The sequence below is a fragment of the Porphyromonas circumdentaria genome (assembly GCF_900167105.1).
In the GTDB taxonomy this organism is placed as follows: Bacteria; Bacteroidota; Bacteroidia; order Bacteroidales; family Porphyromonadaceae; genus Porphyromonas; species Porphyromonas circumdentaria.
The window spans coordinates 22,571-44,447 of the sequence record NZ_FUXE01000010.1; the positions used below are offsets into that span (position 1 = coordinate 22,571).

The following is a 21,877-nucleotide window of genomic DNA, read 5'->3' on the forward strand; positions in this document are numbered from 1 at the left end:
TTGCCACAAGCTGTTTGCAAAAACGAAAAGAAATATTACCTTTGCTCGCAAATAGTTGGTAAATTATGATAGAAAGTCTTTTTAGGACACACGACCATTTACTTAGGCATCGTCCCAGTTCTGTGAGAAGATTTTTGATGGATGAAATAGATTCTCAAGAACGTTTGATCGGTATCATTGGTTCGCGTGGCATAGGAAAAACAACATTTCTACTGGACTGGGCTGTCGAAAAGTATGGCGTTCTGAACAGGAAGTGTTTGTATGTGAATCTCAATCATTTTCTCTTCTCAACAATAAAATTGGTAGATTTTGCCAGCTCTTTTGTTGCTCAAGGAGGAGAAATGCTGCTCTTGGATCAGATATTCAAATATCCTAATTGGCAGTCAGAGTTAAATGAGTGCCACTCAAAATACCCCACCTTAAGTATTATGTATACAGGCTCCCCTCTGATAGAGGAGACCTTGGATTGGGAAACCTATAAAGGCAAGATTTACAGACTTCCAGGATTTTCTCTTCGCGAGTACATCAATTCCCAAACGGGACTTGATTTACCCGTATTTAAATGGGAGGATATTATTAATAATCATGTGAAGATTAGCAAGACTATTTTGGAACAAACCAATCCTAATAGTTGGTTTAATGATTACATCCACCATGGTTACTACCCCTTTTTTTTAGCAGAAAGCACTTATTCGGAAAGTCTGCTGAAAAATATAAATATGACTCTCGAAGTAGATGTCATGTACATTAGGAATATAGACCAACGGTTATTACCCAAACTACGTACTCTTTTGTATTTGATTTCCCTATCCTCTCCTACCTTATTAAATGTATCTCAATTGGCAAAAGGGATATCAACTTCTCGAGCAACGGTTACAAACTATGTGAACTTCCTTAAAGAGGCCGAATTGATAGCCTTGGTTCATCGCTCCGAAGCGACAGAGGCAAAGTCCTCTCTCATCAGTTACTTAGATAATACGAACTTAGGCTATGTATTGGCTCCAGAATCTCTTTCCGAAACAGAGATCTGTCGTACATTCTTCTTAAATCAAGTGAGTAAATGCTTGAAAGTAGAGGCTACGGTACGAGCCCATGTGAACTTCATCGTTGACTCAAAACATCAGTTTAGAATCGATAAGGAAACAAATGCCCGCTATCGTTTGGATAGATTGTATGCAGTAAACAATATTAATACAGGGGCAAAGAATATAATTCCCTTGTGGTTATTTGGATTTCTATATTAATCCAGACTACAGGAACAAGAACGACTTATAAAAATTGAAAGATTAAAGAATATATCATTATGGCAAAACAGAAGAAAATGATGACTTGTGATGGTAATCAGGCTGCTGCTCATATCGCTTATATGTTTAGCGAGGTTGCTGCAATCTACCCCATCACTCCATCTTCAACTATGGCAGAGTTCGTGGATGAGTGGGCTGCTCAGAAGCGTAAAAACATATTTGGAGAGATTGTCAAAGTAGAAGAAATGCAAAGTGAAGGAGGTGCAGTAGCGGCAATGCACGGAGCACTTCAGGCAGGGGCGTTGGCAACAACCTTTACCGCTTCTCAGGGACTTCTTTTGATGCTTCCTAATATGTATAAGATAGCTGGGGAATTGCTTCCTGGTGTATTCCATGTTTCAGCTCGTGCTATCGCAGCCCAAGCTCTCTCTATCTTCGGAGACCACCAAGATGTAATGGCAGCCCGTATGACTGGTTTTGCTCAGTTGTGTACAGGGTCTGTACAGGAAGTTATGGATTTGGCTGCTGTAGCTCACTTAACAGCACTAAAGACACGTGTTCCTTTTATCCATTTCTTCGATGGATTCCGTACATCTCACGAAATTCAAAAAATCGAATCATTGGAGACAGAAGACCTTCTGCCTTTAATTGACCAACAAGCTCTTTTAGAGTTCCGCAAGAGAGCACTTACACCTAATGCTCCTGTAACCCGTGGTACAGCACAAAATGGAGATATCTACTTCCAAAGCCGCGAAGCTGCAAACCCATTCTATCTGGCAGTTCCAGATATGGTTCAAGAGTATATGGATAAGATGGCCCAACTAACGGGACGCCAATATCATCTCTTTGATTACTACGGAGCTCCCGATGCCGAGCACGTTATCATCGCAATGGGTTCTGTTACAGAAGCTATCCGTGAGGTAATTGACTACAAACAAGCACAAGGGGAGAAGGTAGGTCTTCTATCGGTACACCTCTACCGTCCTTTCAGTGTTAAGCATTTCCTCGGTGCTCTACCTAAGACCGTAAAAAGAATTGCTGTTTTGGATCGTACCAAGGAGCCTGGTTCTGCTGGAGAGCCTCTATATATGGATGTTCGTACAGCCTTCTTTGGAGTAGAAAACGCACCTCTCATTGTAGGAGGTCGCTACGGTCTCTCTTCTAAAGACACAACTCCAGCTCAAATTGCTTCTGTGTACGACAACCTTAGCCAAGCCTTACCCAAGAATCACTTCACCATAGGTATTGTGGACGACGTGACCTTCACTTCTCTGCCACAACACGAAGACTTGATTTTCAATGACGGAACTTTTGAAGCTAAATTCTACGGACTTGGAGCAGATGGAACAGTAGGAGCCAACAAAAACTCTGTTAAGATTATCGGAGATAATACAGATAAGTATTGTCAAGCCTACTTTGCCTACGACTCTAAGAAGTCTGGTGGTTTTACAGCTTCTCACCTTCGTTTTGGGGATAAACCAATTCGTTCTACTTACCTTGTGGTAACTCCAGACTTTGTGGCATGCCACGTACCTGCTTACCTGCATATGTACGATGTGCTTAAAGGTCTTAAAAAGAATGGTACATTTCTTCTGAACTCCATCTGGGAACCCGAAGATATCGAACGTCATCTCCCTAACAAGATTAAGAGATACCTCGCCAAAAACAACATCCGTTTCTTCACAATCAATGCAACAAGCATCGCACAAGAAATAGGATTGGGTAATAGAACTAACACCATCTTGCAGTCGGCTTTCTTCAAGATTGCCAACGTAATTCCTTACGAACTTGCTGTTGAGCAGATGAAGAAGTTCATCGTTAAGAGCTATGCAAAGAAAGGAGATAGCATCGTAAATATGAACTACGCTGCTGTGGATCGTGGAGCAGACGTTATTGAAATCCCTGTCAAGCCAGAGTGGGCTTCACTTGGAGATGAACCTGTAGTTCGCCATGAAGATGACACGGACTTTATCTACAATGTAGTACGTAAAGTCAATGCTCAAGCTGGAGACGATCTGCCCGTTTCTGCTTTCATCGGACGCGAAGATGGTACTTGGGATAATGGAACAGCGGCAAGCGAAAAACGAGGTGTGGCAACATTTGTTCCTCAATGGAAGGCAGACAACTGTATCCAGTGTAACCAATGTGCTTATGTATGCCCTCACGCAACTATCCGTCCATTCCTTCTTGACGAAGCAGAACGTAACACAACAGGTGTACACTCTCTCCCAGCTATCGGTAAGGGCATGAAGGAAGCAGGTATTACCTTCCGCATTCAAGTAGATGTTCTTGACTGTTTGGGTTGTGGCAACTGCGCTAACGTATGTCCTGGCAACAAGAATGGAAAAGCTCTCGAGATGTTACCTCTCGAAACCCAATACGACGAACAGAAGAATTGGGATAAAATGGTAAAACAAGTAACCAATAAGGCGCATCTCGTAGATATTTTGGCAAACGTAAAGAACTCTCAGTTTGCACAACCTCTCTTTGAATTCTCTGGAGCATGTGCAGGATGTGGAGAAACTCCTTACGTAAAACTCATTACCCAGCTCTTTGGAGATCGTCAGATGGTTGCTAACGCAACAGGATGTTCTTCTATTTACTCTGGTTCTGCACCATCTACACCTTATACTACAAACGCCAAAGGCCATGGACCTGCTTGGGCAAACTCTCTATTCGAAGACAATGCAGAGTTTGGTCTTGGAATGCAGATAGCAGCAACCACACTTCGCGAACGCTTGTTACACGAAGTAGAGCGAGTGCTTGACTCCAATAATGCCAATGCAGAACTTCGTCCTCTACTTGAGGAGTGGATTGAAAAATTCCACGACGGCGTAGAAACTCGTCGTCTGACCGATGCTATCGTTCCTGTTTTGGAAAAAGATTCGTCTGATGTTTTGGCACCTCTTCGTGAACTTAAGGATTACTTCCTCAAGCACTCACAATGGATTATCGGGGGTGACGGTTGGGCATACGATATCGGCTTCGGCGGTCTTGATCACGTGTTGGCATCGGGTAAGAATGTCAATATCCTTGTCCTCGATACCGAAGTTTACTCCAATACGGGCGGTCAATCTTCTAAGAGTACTCCTGTAGGGGCTATTGCAAAGTTTGCTGCTGGCGGTAAGCGTGTACGCAAAAAAGATCTTGGTCTTATAGCAACAACTTACGGTTACGTATATGTAGCCCAAATCGCAATGGGAGCTAACCAAGCTCAAACGCTCAAAGTGTTGAGAGAGGCAGAAGCTTACGATGGACCATCTTTGGTAATTGCCTACTCACCTTGTATTTCTCACGGACTTAAGGGAGGTATGGGTAACTCTCAAATGGAAGAGAAGAGAGCTGTTGAATGCGGTTACTGGCACTTGTGGCACTACGATCCGACATTAGCAGAAGAGGGTAAGAATCCTTTCGTCTTCGACAGTAAAGAGCCCGAGTGGGATAAGTTCAAAGACTTCTTGAAGAATGAGGTTCGTTACTCATCACTGTACAAGCAGTTCCCCGAAGAGGCAGAAGAATTGGCAAATGCTTCTTTAGATGCGGCACAGTATCGTTATCAATCGTATCAACGTCTTGTTCGCACAGCTTGGTCTGAAGAAGAAGTTGTTGCAGAAGAAACGAAATAATATACTCACTTGCAAAAAGAGTCCCAATATCATCTTGGGACTCTTTTTTTATGCCTTTCCCAATAGAAAGGGGGAGGCGATTTATTCGATCATTGCGTTGTCTCGCTATATAAATTCTATTATTCGGGAAGCTTGTAAATGAGATGTGAACCTCTACCTTGTACACGTAACAAGCCTTGAGAGGCAAATTTGCGTAACTCCGAAGAAGCCGTCGTACGCGAAACACCAATCAACGCTACATAATCTTGTAGTGTCAGTACGAAATGTTCTCTCAAAAACTCCTGAACGAGCTTCATTCGTTGCTCTAAATTGGTATTTGGTTTATTATACTTCTTGGCGTGGGCACGCTTCAAATGGCAGTTTTTATTGGCTACCCAGAGCAAATTCTTATCGGGGCGAAAGTGTACGTTGGCTATCTCTATACTGTTGGCAATGCGTTTTGTGCCTCCTTCTCGCTCGGGTTCTACCCCCTTTTTCAATCCCAATTTAGCGGAGAAAATTCCTAATCCATCTACTCGAACGGAGGTTCCCTGCGCAATAAGCCGCCCGACCTCTTCTGCCACCATCTGCACAACGGCGGTAATCTCCTCGCGCCCAAAGGTTGTATTGGAAGACAAGGTCGCAGCAATTGCTTCCAAATCGGTTTGACGTTCTATAAGCATACGGGGGTATTTGAGACGCTCACCCGCCCCACTCATATCGGGCAATTCTTGCATAACATACTTTGCCATAATCTCTCTTTTCAGATAATAATCATTCTACTCTTCTTAGGTTAAGGAGTTATGGAGAATGAGAATAAACTCCTTTATACTTGTATCAAAAGTAGTTTATTAATTTCTAAAGAATCTAATATTTACGCAAAAAGTTTCATACATAGCCTATGTATGGACATACGCAACCTATGTATGGGCATACGCAACCTATGTATGGGCATACGCAACCTATGTATGGACATACATAACCTACAAATAAAGAAAAACATATAATAAAAATATTCTTTGTCAGGAACTATTCAATTTATTACTATGGACTTTTGAATTTATTCTTACAAAAGCGACAACTTACTCTTATAATCCCCTCCCCCCTCTGTTACGTACATTTGGAGGCTCAGACTACTACTTTAGGAAGTACACACGACCTGCTCTATCTTCGTTCGTAGAATATTTCTTGGAAGTTCCTCTCCGTATTAAAAAGAAGAGGATAAAATGTAGTACTTTTACTCAGCTTTGAATGGTCCATACAGCTCATGAGAAAGAAAGAAATAGCACAAGAAAAGGGTAAGGAAGAGGAGGAGGTATTCGCTTCGGGAGCGATAGAAATCCGCGGAGCCAAGGTACATAACCTCAAAAATATCGACGTATCTATCCCGAGACACAAGCTGACCGTTGTCACAGGATTGAGTGGTAGCGGCAAATCTTCCTTGGTATTCGACGTCCTCTTAGCCGAGGGGCAGAGACGATACATAGAAACTTTCTCTGCTTATGCAAGAAGCTTTATAGGCAATAATACCCGTCCCGATGTAGAGTCGATAGAGGGACTTAGCCCCGTAGTCGCCATCGAACAGAAAACTGCCTCTAACAACACCCGCTCTACCGTAGGAACCGTTACCGAGATTTACGACTTTCTCCGCCTACTTTATGCCCGAGTAGGAGTACCGCACTCCTATATCACGGGAAAAGAGATGCGTAAGTACACCGAGCAAGAACTATACGAACTGATAGAAAGGGATTATAGTAATCAAGGGATTGAGCTCTTGGCTCCAGTAGTTCGCGACCGAAAAGGACACTATCGAGAGCTGTTTGAGACATTACGAAAAAAGGGATTTACCTCCGTCTATATTGATGGCACTATCGAGGAGCTTCGCCCTGGGTTAATGGTAGATAGGTATGTCAAACACTATATTGCCGTCGTAATAGACAAGTTAATAGTCAAGGAGGAAATGCAAGAACGCCTCCAAAAGAGTATCACGCTGGCGTTAAGGCACGGAGACGGTATGCTGGATGTACGCAAACGTAACGAATCGACACTACGCCACCTCTCCTCCAAGATTATGGATGCCGAGAACGGTCTTGCTTACCCAGAAGTCTCGCCCTCTACTTTCTCTTTCAACTCTCCGCAGGGATATTGCCCCGTATGCCGTGGAATGGGGTTTGTGAATAGAATTGATTTGGATAAACTGATTACACAACCCACACTGTCCCTAAAAAAGGGGGGACTGAAACTTTTGGGCAAATGGAGAAAAGGAGACATATACGACCAAATAGAAGAGCTACTCCAAGAGTATAACTACACTCCAGAGACTCCCGTAGGGTCACTTCCTCCCGAGGTCTTGAATGCTATCCTTTATGGCTCTACCAATGGTGATGGAGACAACGATTTCAAAGGATTGATGTTTTATCTAAACATCGAAGAGACAATGAGTTTTCTGGATGAAGAGACCAAAGAGTGGCTACAAGATCTTCACTCCGAACAAACCTGTCCCGAATGTAAGGGCATAAGACTGAACAAAATAGCACAGAACTATCTCATTGACAAGTGGCGTATCCACGAGTTAGCAGCCCTTGATTTAGAGGAGCTTTATGCTACCCTGCCCCAAATAGAATCGGCTCTTTCGCAACATCTTCGCCCAGTGGGAGCCGAGATTATCAAAGAGATCAGAACTCGTCTTAAGTTTCTTCTCGATGTAGGACTCTATTATCTAAGTCTCTCGCGAGCCTCTGCAACGCTTTCGGGTGGAGAAAGTCAAAGAATACGTTTAGCAACTCAAATAGGAACGGGGCTCGTAGAAGTACTCTACCTGCTCGACGAACCAGGTATAGGGCTTCACCCGAGTGACAATAACAAATTAATCGCCTCCCTACAAACATTGAGAGACGGAGAGAATACCGTAGTCGTTGTAGAGCATGACCAAGATATGATGCTATCGGCCGACTATATAATAGATATGGGGCCTGGGGCAGGTCGTCTGGGTGGAAAAGTAGTCTTTTCGGGTACTCCCAAAGAATTACCATCTGCTCACACCATAACGGCAGATTATCTCAATGGTATAAGAAGCATTGTCGTACCCAATGAAAGACGTAAAGGCAATGGCAATTTTCTCACTCTGTCGGGAGCAACAGGTAACAACCTCAAAAACGTTAAGCTCTCTCTTCCTTTAGGTACGTTCATTTGTGTTACAGGCGTCTCTGGGAGTGGCAAATCTTCCCTAATCAATAGTACGCTCGTACCTGCCATAGCACAGTCTTTATACAGGTCATTAGACACCCCGCTACCTTACAAAAAACTCGAAGGGCTGGAGCATATCGACAAACTTGCCGTGGTAGACCAATCACCCTTGGGACGTACTCCACGTAGCAATCCAGCAACTTATACGGGGCTTTTTACAGAAATTCGTCAGCTTTTCGTTTCGTTGCCAGAAAGCAAAGCAAGAGGTTACAAACCTGGGCGTTTCTCTTTCAACGTAGCAGGAGGAAGATGCGAAGAGTGCAAGGGCAATGGATATAAGACTTTGGCTATGAACTTTCTACCCGACGTTACAATCCCTTGTGACATCTGCCACGGGAAACGTTACTCTCGAGAAACTCTCGAGGTGCGCTATCGAGGTAAATCTATTGCCGATGTACTGGATATGACCTTCAATCAAGCCGCCGAATTCTTTGAGAATATGCCTAAGCTTCACAACCGCCTGGAGATGATACGCAAGGTAGGCTTAGGCTATATCAAATTGGGACAACCATCTACAACTCTATCGGGCGGGGAAAGTCAGCGTGTAAAGTTGGCAGAAGAGTTATCTAAAAAAGATACGGGGCGTACTCTTTATGTTCTGGACGAACCTACAACAGGACTACACTTTGAGGATATAAGGGTACTCCTTTCTCTGGTACAGCAATTGGTCAATAAAGGGAACACTGTGCTTATCATAGAGCACGATTTGGATGTAATTAAAAGTGCTGATTATCTTATAGACATGGGACCCGAGGGAGGACGCAATGGGGGGAGAATCCTTTTTGCAGGTACTCCCGAAAAGATGATCCAACAGCAAGAACTGGGTAGCACAGGTCTATTTCTCAAGAAAAGAATGAAATAAAAATAAAAAAGCACACAAAAAGTATCAGAAATACCACCCTTTTACTCACAGCTAATGAGGTCTCAAAGGCTCGGAGAAATCAAAGACTTCGAAATTAAGCACAATAATAGTTGTATATTTGCAAAGAATATACACTGTACAATGAGGGGGCAGTTTTACCTTAACTTAGGGAATCCTTCTTTTTGAATAAAGTAAAAAGGCGATGAAAGAGATAAACAACAGAAAACGGAGCATCTCCATACCCAAGCAGTGGGTCAGCATAGTCGCCCTGCTTTTTATCGCAGTTTCCGCTCACGCTCAGAAGATGAACGTAGCCTATCAGGAGTACATTCGCAAGTATGCTCTTGAGTGTATCCAACAAATGCAGTCGCACGACATTCCCGCTAGTATTACCATGGCACAAGGTCTACTGGAATCCAATGCGGGAAGAAGTTCTTTGGCCTCGGATCACAACAATCACTTCGGTATAAAATGCCATCGCACGTGGCAAGGTGCTCGCACCTACAAAGACGACGACCTTGCCGACGAATGCTTTCGCAGTTACGATGAAGATTTAGATTCTTTCAGAGATCATTCCTTCTTTCTCAAGCAACCTCGCTATCAGAGGTTATACAAGTTGAAAAAGACAGACTATATAGGATGGGCAAAGGGATTGCAAACAGCAGGTTATGCTACCGACAAAGGGTATGCCAACAAACTTATCTCTCTTATAGAACTATACGGTCTATATGAGTTGGATAAAGGTAGATACCCCTACTGGATGAGTGAAAGTAGCCCTAAATACAGACCCGAAAAGAGCCAAAACAGAGGGAGAGACCTTGCCTCTACTCTTAAACACGAAGGTTTTATTAGCTATGGACTTCTGTATGTGATTGCTCAAGAGGGAGACTCTTACTCCTCCATAGCTTATGAGATGAATATCAAGCCCAACACTTTAGCAGAGTACAACGATGTCCCCTTAGACTTCCCTTTGCGCGAAGGAGACATAGTTTACCTACAAAAGAAAAATAAACAGGCTACAGAGCAATATCCCGACCACGTGGTAAGTATAGGAGAGTCCATGCACAGTATCTCTCAACGGTATGGCATACGAGTAGAGTATTTGTATAGACTTAACCAATTAGACCCCGAGACCTATGTGCCAGAGGAGGGAGATGTGCTCATGCTACGCAACTCTCAATAAAAAACAAAAGACACGTATATATAATATGACCCAAGAGCGTTATATGCAGCGAGGTGTTTCGGCTGCTAAAGAAGATGTACATAATGCAATCAAGCATGTAGATAAGGGATTATACCCTAAGGCTTTCTGCAAAGTACTACCCGACCTGTTAGGGGGAGATGAAGACTATTGCAACCTGATGCATGCCGATGGGGCGGGTACCAAGTCTTCGCTGGCTTATATATATTGGAGAGAGACGGGTGATATTTCCGTGTGGAAAGGCATTGCTCAAGATGCCCTCGTGATGAACTTAGACGATTTGCTCTGTGTAGGAGCAACCGACAATATCTTGGTTTCCTCTACCATTGGGCGCAATAAAGCTTTAATCCCTGGCGAAGTTATTGCAGCCATCATCAATGGAACAGAAGAATTGCTCGAAGAGTTACGTAGCTTAGGGGTTGGCATTACATCCACAGGCGGAGAAACAGCCGACTTAGGAGATCTCGTACGCACCATTGTTGTAGATAGTACAGTGGCTTGCCGTATGAAACGAAGCGACATAATTGACAATGCTCGCATCCAAGCTGGAGACGTTATCGTTGGCCTTGCCTCTTATGGTCAAGCCTCCTATGAAAATCGTTATAATGGAGGTATGGGCAGCAACGGTTTAACCTCTGCAAGGCATGATGTTTTGAATAACTATCTTGCTCAACTATATCCCGAGAGCTTTGACCATGCCATCCCATCCGATTTAGTATACAGTGGTTCTCGCAGACTGTTAGAACCCGTGGAGGGTACTCCTCTTAATACGGGAGAGTTGATTCTCTCTCCTACTCGCACCTATGCGCCTATCGTTGCAAGTATACTCAGAGAGATGCGCCCCTCTATACATGGTATGGTACACTGTACAGGAGGAGCTCAGACCAAAGTGCTCCATTTTGTAGAAAATAAACATATCGTAAAGGATAATTTCTTGCCGATTCCTCCCCTATTCAAGATGATTGCCTCTGAAAGTGGAGCCGATCCCAAAGAGCTTTATAAGGTCTTCAATATGGGACATCGGATAGAATTCTACGTACCCGAAGAAAGTGCCTCTCGTATTATAGAGATAAGTAAAAGTTTCGACGTAGAAGCCCAAGTGATAGGTCATGTAGAAGAGGGAAAAGGGAAAAACAGCCTTATGTTGGATACTCCTTACGGACAACTTTACTACTAATGAACGAAGAGAAACTATTACAACATTTAAATAGTTTAGAAGATCGCTTCGAAGAGGTGCGTTTATTAATAACGGACCCTTCTGTCATAGCCGATGATAAGAGGTTTATCCGCCTCAGCAAGGAATATCGCAGATTGGAAGAACTTCACGAAGCTCACAAAAAATATAATGCTCTATGTGAAAACAGAAAGGAAGCGATGGAAGTACTACACGCTTCGGAAGACGATGAGCTGAAGGCCTTGGCAAAAGAGGAACTAACGCATATCGAAGAGATATTGCCCGATACACAGCGCAGCATCGCGCTTTTGTTACTTCCCGACGACCCCGAAGATGCAAAGAATGCAATCGTCGAAATCCGCGCAGGAACGGGAGGTGATGAGGCCGCTCTTTTTGCCAGAGATTTATTCAAAATGTACTCTCGTTATTGTGAACGCCGCAAGTGGCGAGTAGAAATCAGTTCCTTTACCGAGGGAAGTTTAGGAGGGTACAAAGAAATTATTTTTACCGTTTCGGGAGAGGCTGTATATGGCACACTGAAATATGAGTCTGGTGTACACCGAGTACAAAGAGTACCAGAAACAGAAACACAGGGACGCGTGCATACTTCTGCCGCTACCGTGGCGGTTTTGCCCGAAGCAGACGAATTTGACGTGGAGATTAAAGAATCTGACATAAGAGTAGATACCTACTGCTCAAGTGGAGCGGGAGGACAGTCGGTTAATACCACCTACTCAGCCGTTCGCTTGGTGCACATTCCTACAGGTATCATGGTGCAATGTCAAGATCAAAAATCACAATTAAAGAACAAAGCCAAAGCCCTTGTAGAACTCCGCAGTAGAATATACAATCAAGAGCACCAAAAATACATCGACGAAGTGGCCTCTCGTCGTAAAACGATGGTCTCTACGGGAGACCGATCGGCTAAAATACGTACCTACAACTTTCCCCAAGGAAGATTGACAGACCATAGGATCGGGCTTACCCTATACAATTTAAGTTCCATTATGGATGGAGATATAGAACCCGTATTAGAGGCTCTTGCTATGGCGGAAAATAGTGAAAGATTAAGTGAAGCATCACTGCTTTAAAGCAAATAAGAAACAATATGACAAAACAAGAACTCATTGATAATATTAAACGTAAGCGTTCATTTTTATGTATTGGTCTTGACACAGACGTTCGAAAAATACCCGAGTGTCTGATGCAAGAGGAAAATCCTATTCTTGCCTTTAACCAAGCCATAATAGATGCTACAGCAGAGTATTGCGTTGCCTACAAGCCCAATGTTGCTTTTTATGAATCAATGGGAGCTTTTGGCATTCAGGCTCTTAGTAGTACCATTACGTACATTAAAGAAAAATATCCAGACCAACTCATCATTGCAGATGCCAAACGTGGAGACATTGGCAACACTGGCACCCAGTATGCGCGAGCGTTTTTTGATTATTTCAAAGCAGATGCCATTACGCTGGCCCCCTACATGGGAGTCGACAGTGTAAAACCATTCTTAGAGTACTCCGACAAGTGGGTAGTACTACTCGCCTTAACCTCCAACGCTGGAGCCAAAGACTTTCAATTACAAAGAATGGAAGATGGCAAGTATCTCTTTGAAAAGGTACTCTTGGAAAGTACAAATTGGGCAGATGACGAGCAATTAATGTATGTAGTTGGAGCAACACAAACAGAGTATCTCAAATGCGTACGCTCTATTGTTCCCAACCACTTCCTTCTCGTTCCTGGTATTGGAGCACAGGGAGGAGATTTTGATCAGTTGGTACATGATGCTATGAATAATCAGTGCGGTCTACTGGTAAATTCGTCTCGTGGTATTATATACGCAGACTCGTCAGAACATTTTGCCTCTGCAGCCGCTCACGAAGCAGAAAATTTGAAAAGAAAAATGGAAATAGCCCTTATTAACAAAGGGATTATTTAAAACGTATAACGCATGAGGTACACTTTAAAAGAAATTGCCTCTCTAATAGAAGGTACGGTAGAAGGGGATGCAGATGCAACGGTGTCTGCTTTCGGAAAGATAGAAGAGGCAAAAGAGGGAGAGCTCTCCTTTATTGCCAATTCCAAGTACGCATCCTTTCTCTATACCTCCGAAGCAACAGCAGTGTTAGTAAGCAAAGACTTTTGCCCTACACACGCCTATAAGCCTGCTCTCATAAGGGTAGAAAATCCCTATGCCTCTTTGGCAAAACTTATGCAATTTGTTGCGAAAGAATTAAATCCCGAGCGCAACGGTATAGCACAGGAAGCTTTTATACACCCATCTGTACAGATTCCCGCAAACTGTTATATCGCTCCATTTGCTTACATCGAAGAGGGGGTTGTTTTAGGAGAGGGTTGTTCCATATATCCCCACTCCTATATTGGAAAGGATGTAACAATCGGGGCTAATACCATCATTTACCCTCATGTTTCGATTTATTATAATTGTACGATAGGGTCTCGCTGCATAGTCCATGCGGGTTCTGTTATTGGATCTGATGGATTCGGCTTTGCGCCCACAGAGGATGGGTACGACAAAATCCCCCAGTTGGGCACCGTTAAGATAGAAGACGATGTTGAGATTGGAGCCAACACCTGTATAGACCGCGCCGTTATGGGAGCTACGGTTATAGGAAAAGGGACCAAACTTGACAACCTGATTCAGGTTGCCCATAATTGTACTATCGGAGAGCATACGGTAGTGGCCTCTCAATCAGGTATGGCAGGCTCATCTCACCTAGGCTCTTGGTGCAAGATTGGAGGGCAAGCAGGCATTGCTGGCCACATTACCGTTGGAGACAGAGTAAATATGGGAGGACAAACAGGGGTACTCGGCAATATAAAATCTGACAGAACGCTATTAGGTTCTCCAGCTATGGATCTCTCAAAAGCTCTACGTGCCTATACAATCATCCCCAAGCTACCCGAGTTAAGCTCTCGTCTTAGCGATTTAGAAAAAAAACTCAATCAAATAGAATCGAAGTTATGCAACAACAAACATTAAGTTCTCCATTACATTTTAGTGGAAAAGGGTTACATACTGGATTAGATATATCGATGTCTCTGCTACCAGCTCCTATTAACACGGGGTATGTAGTGCGTAGAACTGACAAAGAGGGACAAACCTTTTCTTTACTGGCAGATTTGGTAAACTCTACAGAGCGTAGTACAGTTATAAAAAAAGGGGAACTCAGTATTAGTACCGTAGAGCATGTGTTAAGTGCTCTGTATGCTATGGGTGTAGACAACTGTGTTATAGAAGTTGACGCCCCCGAATGTCCTATTTTGGACGGGAGTGCTCTCCCCTACATTCAAGCAATACAAAGGACAGGCTTAACCGAGCAGGAGGCAGAACGAGAGTATTACTATGTAAAACAACGCATGGAAGTAACTGACCCAGAGACAGGCTCCAAACTTATAGCTTTACCAGACGATCAGTTCTCTATTGATGTTCACATCGCTTACCCCTCTCCTGCCCTTTCTAATCAGTTTGCAACTTTCGATGCTAATACAGATTTTGCAACAGAAATAGCACCCGCACGTAGCTTTGTTTTTGTTAGAGAAATTCTTCCCCTCTTAGAGAAAGGACTAATAAAAGGAGGCGATCTAAGCAATGCTCATGTTATTTATGATCAAGTGCTCGATGAGGAGCGCAAAAAAGCTCTACAAACTCACTTAGGCGAGGGATACTCCATCCCAGAGCATTTGGGGAGTATCAACCCCAATCCTCTGATGGTCAATGAACCTGCACGCCATAAATTATTGGATGTTATAGGAGATTTGGCTTTATCAGGTCGCTTTATCAAAGGTCATATAATTGCTTACTGTCCTGGACACGGCATAAACAATCAAATGGCTCGTTTGATTAGAAAAGACCTCAAACAAATGGAAGAGCAAGCACCGCAATACAACCCAAATCTACCACCTTTGTTGGATATAAATCGTATCAAGGAGCTTCTTCCCCATCGATTCCCATTCCTATTGGTAGATAAAGTAATTGATATTAAAAAGGACTCTATCGTAGGAGTGAAGAGTGTCTCTTGTAACGAACCTTTTTTCCCAGGACACTTCCCCGAAGAACCCGTTATGCCAGGGGTTTTAATTGTAGAGGCTATGGCACAAACTGGAGGATTATTAGTATTGAACTCCATGGGCAATGAGAAGTGCTCTACCTACTTCCTCAAAATAAACAATGTGAAGTTCAGACAAAAGGTAGTACCTGGAGATACCTTGCTCTTCAAATTACGCATGACATCTGAGATTAGCAGGGGTGTTGCCAATATGAGAGGATTGGCTTTCGTCGGCAATAAACTTGTCTGCGAGGCTGAATTCATGGCACAAATCATAAAAAACAATCCTAAATAACACACTTACATGACACAGGAAACATTTATCCATCCTCAGGCTTTAGTCCACTCTAAAGCCCAAATAGGACAGGGGGCATATATTGATGCTTTCTCTATAGTAGAAGAAAATACAGAAATAGGAGACAATACAATATTACACCCTCACTCTATTGTACGTAGTGGTAGTCGCATTGGTAACCACTGTAATATACACCCTGGAGCCGTAATAGGTGGAATACCTCAAGATCTGAAATTTAAGAACGAGGAGACTCTCGCCATTATCGGCGATAAAACGACGGTACGAGAGTATGCTACAGTAAACCGAGGTACCGCTTCGAGGGGCTTTACCAAGGTTGGAGATGAGTGTCTACTTATGGCATACAGCCACGTGGCACACGACTGTGTACTCAACAATAATATAATAATAGGAAATGCTACCCAAATAGCAGGCGAAGTACTGATTGACGATTTTGCAATCTTAAGTGGCGGAGTTTTAGTGCATCAATTCGTCAATATTTCTCAACACGTAATGATACAGGGAGGATCTAAGGTTACAAAAGACATCCCCCCCTATATAATTATCGGAAGAGATCCTATTGCCTACTGCGGTATCAACATTGTAGGACTTCGACGCAGGGGCTTTACGGACAAACAGATATTCTTGATTGGAGATATTTACCGCACCCTCTACCTAAAAGGGCTTAATAACACAGATGCTTTAAATACAATAGCACTGGAATACCCCTCCTCTGACGAAAGAGATTTAATATTGAATTTCATAAAAAACTCTCAGAGAGGTATTGTGCGCAGTAATCTCGAGTAGAATGAGTACAGGATCATAGTTTTTGTTGAAAGATGAGAAAGATTTTCACAGAAGCGAACATAAAAAACATATATTCGCAGTCTTTAGAAGAGGGGGTATGCTCCTCTCGAGAGCTTATACATCTTCACGCTTCTCAATTCGTAACCGAGTTGAAAATGTGTTATGAAGATCACCTTTCTCGCCCTTTCATCATCTTCTGTGGTCCAGGGCATAATGGCTCTGTAGGTCTAAACATAGCCCTCATACTATCGGAAAAAATTGACCCTAGCCGTCAAATAGAGATATTTCTATTTAAGCCTCCTTTGGGTCTGAGAGAGGAGTCTACCCTTCTTAAAGAACAGCTTCTTACTGTTAGAAATGTTCTTTTACATGAGATAGACAATCAATTTACTCCTCCTCAGATAGATTATAGGCATATAGTCATTGATGCTCTTTTTGGAACAGATTTACAAGTTCCCCTAAGGCCTGATAGTGGTTTTGGTAGACTTATTAAGTATATCAACGGCAACCAAGAGAGCAATATCATTTCTGTCGACATTCCCTCGGGTTTGTCTCCCGACATCAATCACGAGACGCTACCTGAGTGTGTAATACAAGCCACCTACACATTTAGTTTAGATTTTCCCAAGCTATCCTCTTTTTTTGAAGAAAATAGGAAATTCTATGGAGACTTAAGGCTTTTAGAGTTTAATCTCAGCGAAACTGTCGAAGAGACTTTAACGACGCGCTACTTTGAGACTACAGATCATGACATAGAACTCTCCTTAAAAAGAAATCATCAATCCCTTGCTCCGAGAACAAGAGATGGAGTCCTTCTCATCGGAGGTACCCCTAAGAACATTGGATCATTAATTTTAGCAACAAAAGGAGCACTACATAGCGGGGTCTCTCACGTAGCAGTACAAACCTCCTCACAAGAAGAGCTTTTTTTACAATTAAAAGTCCCAGAGGTTACTATAATTGATTCTATTCCTCTCGAGACATTAGGAATCTCGGAGACTACTTCTGCAGATAAAAACTCTATTCCAACAAGAATCTCTGCTCTTCTGCCCTACACGGCAATCGGCTTGGGGTGCGGTTTAACTTACTCGTCCTTTGTAAAACAATATCTAGAGCATCTTTTTTTCTCTCTTTCAGACAAACAATTTGTCTTTGATGAAGATGCTGTTGCTCTCCTTGCCAACGATGAAGACCTTTTCGAAATCCTTCCAGAAAAGTCCATTTTAATCCTATCGAGAAATGCTTTTGACAAACTACTTAAGGTAGTAAGCAACACAGAAGAACAACGCATAGAACAGGCTAGTTCTTTTGCAAAAAGAAAGAATATATACCTTATCCTGCAAGGCTATAAGACAGCTATCTGTCTGCCCAACGGAAGTGTAATATTTAACACGGGAGGAACGAGCGAAAAAGTTATTCAGGGGGGCAACTACACCTTAATGGGTATTGTCGTATCACTATTAGCTCAAAATTACTCCCCAGGAACAGCCTCTATTATAGCAACCCATCTCTATGGTTTAGCCTGTGATTTGTATATCGGCAAATACTCTTATTTTTCCTTGACTGCGTCGGATATTATAAATATGCTTCCAGAGGTTTTCAGACAAATCAAGTAATTCTCTATTGACTTAGAAGATCATATGACTTCACAAAATCAAACTCTTAAGGGAAGAAGAAACGATCTTCCTGCATTCGTCTTTATGGTGGTGTTTATGGCCTTGATAGGTCTTATCACAAGCATCAATCAACAGTTTCAAGCACCCCTAAAAGCTGCGTTTTTAGCCCAAGCTGGTTCTTTTGAAAACACATTAACAACGCTACTGACATTTGCATTCTTTCTGGCCTACCTTGTCATGGGACCTACGAGTGCCAAGTTCCTCCAAAAGAATGGCTATAAAAAGACTTTGCTTCTGGGAACCGCTATTGTAATCTGCTCTTTAGTTATTTTCGAACTCTCTGCATTCTCCCATCAGTGGTTTGCCACCCATCCTACACTCCAAGGGTGGAATACCATTCCTTGCGGAAAAGAGGTACATCTGCCTATCGGGTACTTTTTATTTTTGATTGGATGCTTTGTATCAGGGACGGGATTAACCTATCTACAAGCCTCTGTTAATCCTTACATCATCGTCTGCTCAGTCCCCAGAACAACAGGGGTTACTCGCCAAAATATTGCGGGTACAGCCAATTCTTTAATGAATACATTAGGCCCTGTATTCGTGGGGTATGTACTATTCAAAGGAAAGGAAGGAGCCGATGTAGAGGTTACTTCCATTCTTTTACCTCTACTCTTTTTCATTCTATTTGTTGGAGTTTTGTTTGTAGGTATAAAATATGTTCGACTTCCCGAATTGGCACCAGATTCAGACAGTACAACAAGTTCTTTAGAACACTCTGTCTACAAATTTAGACATCTTCGTTTGGGAGTAATTGCCATATTTATGTACGTTGGCTGCGAAGTTTCTATCGGGAGCAATATTATTCACTATGCTCAACAAGATCTTGGATTATCCTACACACAAGTGGTTACTTGGAGTAGTTTGTATTGGCTCTCCATGCTTATAGGGCGTTTTCTAAGTAGTTTCTTAACAATGATTAGAGCTAATGTGCAGTTACTCGTAACTTCTTTATGTGCTGCTGTATTGGTTGCTCTTTCTATGTTGCTGAAAGAACCAAGAATTTTAATTGCAGTAGGACTACTACACTCGCTCATGTGGGGAGCCATTTTCTCTTTGGCTATTGATAAGTTGGGCAAATATACGGCACAAGCTTCAGGAGCTCTTCTCATGGGGGTAATCGGCGGAGCTATTATGCCTTTCTTACAAGGAGCATTGGCCGATTTTGGTGGCAACTGGAATTGGACTTGGACTTTGGTTATCATTGGCGAAGTTTATATGCTGTACTACGCCCTCGAGGGCTATAAGCCTCAACCTATCCGTCAATAAAAGGGAAAAGGATTCCTATTAAAAAGAGTATATCCTTCTTCTAAATATCAAATTGAACCCTAAAGGTTGGATAAAAACTTTTAGGGTTCTTTTTATGCAGAGTACTTTCTTAAGGTAGTGTCTGAAAAAGCGTGTAAGCTAAGCTTCTCTTTTTAGAGTTTGCCATCACTAAGATCTTTGTATTATACCTCACCGCTGCATCTCTTTTGAGGCTCGACTTAAAAACATATACACTCGGAACTTCTATCGAAGCCTTGTATGATACTGTCCTACAAAAGTGTGTAAGCCCCGTAGCTCTTAACTTTGTGGTAACAACAAAAAAACAAATTAAGAACAATGGAGCTTACAGCATCACAAAAGTCGGCATTTATTTCAGACACTACCATCTCATCACTATCAAAGAGAGTTGTTCTCGGCAAAAAATCACCTTCTTTAATATCTCTACTTTTGCCTCTTTATCTCTTTGAATAGAAAAAAATGGCCCTATTGATCCTTTTAGAAAGTGAAATCCATAAGAGCAAAAGTTGTCTGCTTCAAGAAGAATTCTCTATTCGTAGATTACATTTATATATTTGCAAGTTGCATATATGTATATTAAGATTGCATATATGTATATTAAGTCTAGATATAGAGAAATTCTCAGAATAAAAGGAAAAAGTTAGCGTTGTAAAAGTATCAAAGAGTACCTATATATCCAGAAAAGTACAGCGTAGTAAGTTCCTATTTTCTGCTTTTCTAACTCTAAAATAAGAACCTACCCATTGACTCTCTCCCTTAGGGAAGAAGTATTACAGGTTGATTTTACTTAGAAGAAGAAATAAGCTATGCTTCTATTCCTTAGCTTTTTTGGCCTCGAGAAGAGCAAGAATAGTTTGCCGCTTTTCGGGGTGCATCAAGTTAGGAGCAATTTGTGCTAAGGGCTCTAACACAAAAAGGCGTTCGTGTAAGAGAGGATGAGGAACAACAAGGTGATTTGAGCAAATAACCTCCTCCCCATAAAAAAGGATATCTATATCTATCGTTCTATCGGTATAATTCTCATCCCTGAGATGTTTAGAAGTACGCCCCAAAGAACGCTCTATCCTCTGCGTCTCTGTCAATAGCTCTTCTGCCGATAGATGTGTGCGTAGGGCGACAACAGTATTGAGAAAATGGTGTTCAGAAGTAAACCCCCAAGGAGCCGTTTCATAGTAGGGAGCAATGTCCATTATACTCCCCACCTCCTCGTCAAGCCGTGTTATAGCTTGGGACAATAAAATATACCTTGCCCCGAGATTACTTCCCAAAGCAAGGTATACAACAGTAGAATGTTTTTTTTCTTTCATTGCTACATCTAAGCTGTTTTCATGACTTAGATAATTAGCATCGCGTCTCCATAGGCACCAAAACGATATTCCTCCTTTATGGCTACCTCGTAGGCATTCATTACATGTTCGTAGCCTCCCATTGAAGCTGCCATCATCAAAAGTAGCGACAAAGGCATATGAAAATTAGTAATCAAAGAGGTTGCAAAAGCAATGTTGTAAGGAGGATAAATATACTTATTGGTCCATCCATCGAACTCTTTTATGCGGCCATCAGTACTTACAGCTGTTTCTAAAGCTCTTAGCACGGAAGTTCCTACGGCTACAATCTGTCCGCCCTCTTCCTTTCCCTTGTTCGTTATATCACAACACTCCTTGGTGATAATCATCTGCTCATTATTCTTACGATGCTTGGATAGGTCTTCTATATCCTGATTTTCAAAATTCCCTAATCCATTATGAAGCGTAAGATAAGCAAAGTTACAATCTGCTATCTGCAATCTTTTGAGCAACTCTCTGCTAAAGTGAAGCCCTGCAGCGGGAGCAATAACAGCTCCTTCTTCCGAAGCATAAATCGTCTGAAATCGCTCTAAATCTTCTGGTTCTGCCTCTCGGTTCATATACTTAGGAAGAGGAGCAGCCCCCAGAGCATAGAGATAAGATTTGAACTCCTCATGCGTGCCATCATAAAGAAAACGCAATGTGCGACCACCATTTATGGTGTTATCTATTACCTCTGCAACAAGCGCATCGTCGGGACCGAAATAGAGTTTATTTCCGATTCTAATCTTACGAGCTGGATCTACCAACACATCCCACAGCTTAATATCTTTGTTTAATTCTCGAAGCAAAAAAACTTCAATACGAGCCATGGTCTTCTCCTTCTTTCCGTAAAGACGGGCAGGAATAACTTTGGTATTATTAAAGACGAATGTATCCCCTTTTCCAAAGTAATTAAGAATATCCTTAAAAATCCGATGCTCAATAGAGCCATCTTTTCGATTAAGGACCATTAAACGCGATTCATCTCGATGCTGTGTCGGATGCGAAGCTATCAGATGCTCTGGCAAATTGAAATCGAACTCAGAAAGTTTCATTAAGCAGTTTCTTCTTATTTATAAATATGC

The 21,877-nt window shown here is 42.3% G+C and carries 15 protein-coding genes; 12 read left to right on the forward strand and 3 right to left on the reverse strand.

Annotated elements, in window-relative coordinates:
* Positions 1-65 precede the first annotated feature (65 nt).
* Both B5D06_RS05450 and nifJ read left to right on the forward strand, forming a co-directional pair.
* Positions 66-1,244 carry an AAA family ATPase gene (locus B5D06_RS05450; protein WP_234989562.1) on the forward strand — a complete coding sequence of 393 codons (1,179 nt, stop codon included), beginning with the start codon at positions 66-68 and terminating at the stop codon, positions 1,242-1,244.
* Between the two features lie 59 nt (positions 1,245-1,303).
* Entirely contained in the window at positions 1,304-4,870 is a 3,567-nt protein-coding gene (gene nifJ, locus B5D06_RS05455) for a pyruvate:ferredoxin (flavodoxin) oxidoreductase (protein ID WP_078737000.1), read from the forward strand.
* A 119-nt stretch (positions 4,871-4,989) separates the two neighbouring features.
* Here the strand turns inward: nifJ and B5D06_RS05460 are convergent, their stop codons facing one another.
* Positions 4,990-5,601, reverse strand: coding sequence for an HU family DNA-binding protein (locus tag B5D06_RS05460; protein WP_078737001.1), 612 nt, complete (start codon positions 5,599-5,601; stop codon positions 4,990-4,992).
* A 515-nt stretch (positions 5,602-6,116) separates the two neighbouring features.
* Here B5D06_RS05460 and uvrA point away from each other — a divergent pair.
* From uvrA to B5D06_RS05510, 10 genes are all read left to right on the forward strand, one after another.
* Positions 6,117-8,957, forward strand: a complete 2,841-nt coding sequence (gene uvrA / locus B5D06_RS05465; RefSeq protein ID WP_078737002.1) for an excinuclease ABC subunit UvrA — start codon at positions 6,117-6,119, stop codon at positions 8,955-8,957.
* A gap of 202 nt (positions 8,958-9,159) precedes the next feature.
* Entirely contained in the window at positions 9,160-10,140 is a 981-nt protein-coding gene (locus tag B5D06_RS05470) for a glucosaminidase domain-containing protein (protein WP_078737003.1), read from the forward strand.
* Positions 10,141-10,165: 25 nt separating this feature from the next.
* On the forward strand, positions 10,166-11,335 hold the full coding sequence (locus B5D06_RS05475) for an AIR synthase related protein (RefSeq protein ID WP_078737004.1): 1,170 nt from the start codon (positions 10,166-10,168) through the stop codon (positions 11,333-11,335).
* Positions 11,335-12,423 (forward strand): peptide chain release factor 1, encoded by a 1,089-nt coding sequence (gene prfA, locus B5D06_RS05480; RefSeq protein WP_078737005.1) that lies wholly within the window; start codon positions 11,335-11,337, stop codon positions 12,421-12,423. Before B5D06_RS05475 ends, prfA begins: the two co-directional genes overlap by 1 nt.
* 17 nt (positions 12,424-12,440) lie before the next feature.
* Positions 12,441-13,271: an orotidine-5'-phosphate decarboxylase gene (gene pyrF / locus B5D06_RS05485; RefSeq protein ID WP_078737006.1), complete on the forward strand. Its 831-nt coding sequence runs from the start codon at positions 12,441-12,443 to the stop codon at positions 13,269-13,271.
* Positions 13,272-13,283: 12 nt separating this feature from the next.
* A complete protein-coding gene (gene lpxD, locus B5D06_RS05490) occupies positions 13,284-14,336 on the forward strand; it encodes a UDP-3-O-(3-hydroxymyristoyl)glucosamine N-acyltransferase (protein ID WP_078737007.1) in 1,053 nt (350 codons plus the stop codon).
* The gene (locus tag B5D06_RS05495) at positions 14,318-15,697 is read left to right on the forward strand and encodes a bifunctional UDP-3-O-[3-hydroxymyristoyl] N-acetylglucosamine deacetylase/3-hydroxyacyl-ACP dehydratase (protein WP_078737008.1); all 1,380 of its coding nucleotides are present in this window, start codon (positions 14,318-14,320) and stop codon (positions 15,695-15,697) included. Before lpxD ends, B5D06_RS05495 begins: the two co-directional genes overlap by 19 nt.
* A 9-nt stretch (positions 15,698-15,706) precedes the next feature.
* Complete coding sequence (gene lpxA / locus B5D06_RS05500; RefSeq protein ID WP_078737009.1) at positions 15,707-16,501, forward strand: acyl-ACP--UDP-N-acetylglucosamine O-acyltransferase; 795 nt, start codon at positions 15,707-15,709, stop codon at positions 16,499-16,501.
* Positions 16,502-16,533: 32 nt separating this feature from the next.
* Positions 16,534-18,117 carry a bifunctional ADP-dependent NAD(P)H-hydrate dehydratase/NAD(P)H-hydrate epimerase gene (locus tag B5D06_RS05505; RefSeq protein WP_078737010.1) on the forward strand — a complete coding sequence of 528 codons (1,584 nt, stop codon included), beginning with the start codon at positions 16,534-16,536 and terminating at the stop codon, positions 18,115-18,117.
* A gap of 24 nt (positions 18,118-18,141) precedes the next feature.
* Positions 18,142-19,446, forward strand: coding sequence for an MFS transporter (locus B5D06_RS05510; protein ID WP_078737011.1), 1,305 nt, complete (start codon positions 18,142-18,144; stop codon positions 19,444-19,446).
* Positions 19,447-20,276: 830 nt separating this feature from the next.
* Here B5D06_RS05510 and folK read toward each other — a convergent pair.
* Both folK and queA read right to left on the reverse strand, forming a co-directional pair.
* Positions 20,277-20,771, reverse strand: a complete 495-nt coding sequence (gene folK, locus B5D06_RS05515; RefSeq protein ID WP_078737012.1) for a 2-amino-4-hydroxy-6-hydroxymethyldihydropteridine diphosphokinase — start codon at positions 20,769-20,771, stop codon at positions 20,277-20,279.
* Between the two features lie 26 nt (positions 20,772-20,797).
* The gene (gene queA / locus B5D06_RS05520; protein ID WP_078737013.1) at positions 20,798-21,847 is read right to left on the reverse strand and encodes a tRNA preQ1(34) S-adenosylmethionine ribosyltransferase-isomerase QueA; all 1,050 of its coding nucleotides are present in this window, start codon (positions 21,845-21,847) and stop codon (positions 20,798-20,800) included.
* Positions 21,848-21,877: the final 30 nt, after the last annotated feature.

What these genes read in the sequence shown, in the direction of transcription:
- B5D06_RS05450 (WP_234989562.1), top strand. Translation starts at nt 66, where the DNA reads ATGATAGAAAGTCTTTTTAGGACACACGACCATTTACTTAGGCATCGT.
- nifJ (WP_078737000.1), top strand. Translation starts at nt 1,304, where the DNA reads ATGGCAAAACAGAAGAAAATGATGACTTGTGATGGTAATCAGGCTGCT.
- B5D06_RS05460 (WP_078737001.1), bottom strand. Translation starts at nt 5,601, where the DNA reads ATGGCAAAGTATGTTATGCAAGAATTGCCCGATATGAGTGGGGCGGGT.
- uvrA (WP_078737002.1), top strand. Translation starts at nt 6,117, where the DNA reads ATGAGAAAGAAAGAAATAGCACAAGAAAAGGGTAAGGAAGAGGAGGAG.
- B5D06_RS05470 (WP_078737003.1), top strand. Translation starts at nt 9,160, where the DNA reads ATGAAAGAGATAAACAACAGAAAACGGAGCATCTCCATACCCAAGCAG.
- B5D06_RS05475 (WP_078737004.1), top strand. Translation starts at nt 10,166, where the DNA reads ATGACCCAAGAGCGTTATATGCAGCGAGGTGTTTCGGCTGCTAAAGAA.
- prfA (WP_078737005.1), top strand. Translation starts at nt 11,335, where the DNA reads ATGAACGAAGAGAAACTATTACAACATTTAAATAGTTTAGAAGATCGC.
- pyrF (WP_078737006.1), top strand. Translation starts at nt 12,441, where the DNA reads ATGACAAAACAAGAACTCATTGATAATATTAAACGTAAGCGTTCATTT.
- lpxD (WP_078737007.1), top strand. Translation starts at nt 13,284, where the DNA reads ATGAGGTACACTTTAAAAGAAATTGCCTCTCTAATAGAAGGTACGGTA.
- B5D06_RS05495 (WP_078737008.1), top strand. Translation starts at nt 14,318, where the DNA reads ATGCAACAACAAACATTAAGTTCTCCATTACATTTTAGTGGAAAAGGG.
- lpxA (WP_078737009.1), top strand. Translation starts at nt 15,707, where the DNA reads ATGACACAGGAAACATTTATCCATCCTCAGGCTTTAGTCCACTCTAAA.
- B5D06_RS05505 (WP_078737010.1), top strand. Translation starts at nt 16,534, where the DNA reads ATGAGAAAGATTTTCACAGAAGCGAACATAAAAAACATATATTCGCAG.
- B5D06_RS05510 (WP_078737011.1), top strand. Translation starts at nt 18,142, where the DNA reads ATGACTTCACAAAATCAAACTCTTAAGGGAAGAAGAAACGATCTTCCT.
- folK (WP_078737012.1), bottom strand. Translation starts at nt 20,771, where the DNA reads ATGAAAGAAAAAAAACATTCTACTGTTGTATACCTTGCTTTGGGAAGT.
- queA (WP_078737013.1), bottom strand. Translation starts at nt 21,847, where the DNA reads ATGAAACTTTCTGAGTTCGATTTCAATTTGCCAGAGCATCTGATAGCT.